At 32.2% G+C, this 2,695-nt stretch carries 1 protein-coding gene; it reads right to left on the reverse strand.

Going from position 1 to position 2,695, the window contains the following annotated elements; all coding sequences use genetic code 11:
* Positions 1 to 101: 101 nt before the first annotated feature.
* On the reverse strand, positions 102 to 1,445 hold the full coding sequence (locus F6K13_RS27370) for a hypothetical protein (RefSeq protein WP_287289037.1): 1,344 nt from the start codon (positions 1,443 to 1,445) through the stop codon (positions 102 to 104).
* Positions 1,446 to 2,695 lie beyond the last annotated feature (1,250 nt).

The following is a 2,695-nucleotide window of genomic DNA, read 5'->3' on the forward strand; positions in this document are numbered from 1 at the left end:
TATTTTATTGATTAGCTTATTCTCAAACAACTTTTGTTCAGCTTAGATTTATATGATAATTCTATATTCACAGGTATTTTCAGTTTAATAAAGTAAATAACTTATTCCTTAGTATCTGATTGATTTAATCTTTTTTGCCATTCAGCATCAATTTTATCTGCTTGTTCAGTTTCCTGTTCTAGGATACTATTTTCAGTTGTATATGCTAAACTTTCGCGACCAATAATAGTTTCACTAGCAAATTTTTTAGCATATTCAATTTTCTGTTTTAACTGATGATCGCTATGATTCAAAGTAATAACTCTTTTTTGTCTTTGTTGATTCCGTACCTCTACTTTACTATTCTGCCATTGTACCCAAAAATAACGAATTAAAGGTAAAACTAAAAAACCAACACCATAAACCAGTAGAAGAGGATAAATAACTTCAACAAAAGAAATAAATCCTCCTAACTGAGCTGCTACTGTACCATCTTCTAGCAAAGAACCTAAAACTAAAGCACCAACAAAATTTATAGCACCCAACCCAGTTGCTAACATTATTTGACCAGAAGTTGCCTCACTAAACCGCCAAAGTTTTTCCTTTAAAAATGCAGAAACAGGCTGAGAATTCCACCCTTTTGCCGTTGCTTGTAACTCAGGAAAATGATAAACAATTTGACCTTCAGGACTAACCTCTGGACGACCATTAAAACGAATTAATACTGGTAAAATATACTCTTCATATTCCAAAGCATAACCTTTACCCAAATCATCTAAATAAGGAGCAATTTGTTCAGCAACTACCGCCCCTTGATTATTCTTAATCACAGTAGCGATCGCCCACCAACGTCGATCATCTAAATTGTAATTTGGGTTGCCATCTCCAAACAAAAAAGAAAACACCGCTTCAAAAAAATTCATCCCATTTTTTTCACCTTGGGAATGATATTCTTGTCTTTGACGTTGATATCTGTAGGGGCGATCGTAATAACCCCAATCAAACAACAAAAACCAATTAGGATTAAACCAAAACCCAGGGAAAAACATCATTCCGCCACCGGAATTATTACTCCTACCACCTGAATCATTTCTATCACCACTAGAGTTAAGAGAAATCACAATAATCGCAATAGCCACCAGTATAATTACAAGAGAAAGTATCAACAAAATACCAAAAGAAATTCGGATTAAATAAAACAATACTCGCCAAACTTTCTCCCACCATTCTCGCCATCTTAACCGCCAGAATTTATTCCTTAAAATACCCCTAAAATTCTTAGGAAATAAATAAGCAATTTCCCCTGTTTCTGATACTTGTAAATGACCACCAGCATCTGTAGCTAAAGCTAATAATCCTTGTTCTGCCACTTTCACATCTAATCCAGCTTTAGCCGCCACATCTCCCACTGTAACACGGTAGTCCAAATTCTCCACGGCTGTTATTATCGCAGGATTTGGAGTCATAACATTACCTCTGACCTAATTTACTTATCTACTTTAAATTATAGACAAAAAATAATCTATCTAGGAGTAAGCATTTAGCTCTCAGTTATTAGTAGTCAGCTATCAAAACGCTATACTAATTAGAAAAGTTAGTCCAGACAAATTTTCCTCAAAAAATGTAGAAGTTGCCAGGTAGATAAAATCTGGTTTGATGCGGTTTTATCCATACTTTTAATTATTTATTAGTCACTCAATCTTGATTCCGACTTCATTTAGTCATCAGCTAATTGGTGATAAATGAGGGCTTAAACCTAAATACAAAAAGTGAAAATAGTCAACAAATTCCCGCTATATTATCTGGTTTATATTATGTATTCTGTAATTGTAATTTTGCCACAACACAAATAGAGATCAATAATGCGGTCTCTTATAGCAATTATCAAACTTAAATATTTTGAACTATATTTGAAAATTTTTACAAATACTTTAGGATTGTTATAGTGACTTTAAATAGGTTATGAAAAAGACGTTATTCTGAAAAGGAACATCTAACAACTGGGTGCATCTCATATTTGCAAAAATACTTTTTTCCTATATATTCCCTATTCCCTGTTGCCTGTTGCCTAAAAGTGATAAGTTTTTGGCTTTATTAAAAATTGAGATGCACCCTAACAACTTAACCCTACTTTCCTTGATATACCTTTACTATTTAGGATGTTTATATAATATCGGCAAATTATGTGTAAAAAAATCTCATCTAAGTTTCAACTCTCCAATAAAAACACTATATGATGAGTGAGATTTATTTTACTTACTCGATCCAAGTTTATGTATAACTCATCTTGCTAAATAAAGACTAATTTATATCTCTTGCCATTCTATTTTAATTGTAATTTTTTAGGGAAAAAGTTACTGAGTTAGTATAGCAATCCTAAATGATTTGTGAGAATTTTTATAATAGTTAAGATTGACGAAAAACCTCGATAAATCTGACTCCTGACTCCTGACTCCTGACTCCTAACTCCTAACTCCTGATTACTACAGAAATATTACATAGGACTGCTATAGTTAAGTCATAAATTCAAAATTTATAGTAGCATTTTGAGATAGTCATCAGTATAGAGAAATAATTGAAAAAGATAATTCCACTTAGTTAGTGTGAAATTTCCGACAATAAACCCAATGTCAATTGTTTATCAAATTAAAATCAATCGTGATTGAGAAGGCAAGAAAATCTAAATAATTCTTCACTCATAAACAATTACTAGAGA

It is taken from the genome of Okeania sp. SIO2B9 (assembly GCF_010672505.1).
In the GTDB taxonomy this organism is placed as follows: domain Bacteria; phylum Cyanobacteriota; class Cyanobacteriia; order Cyanobacteriales; family Microcoleaceae; genus Okeania; species Okeania hirsuta.

Excerpts from the sequence above, each read along its gene's own strand:
- F6K13_RS27370 (WP_287289037.1), bottom strand. The coding sequence starts at position 1,445 with ATGACTCCAAATCCTGCGATAATAACAGCCGTGGAGAATTTGGACTAC.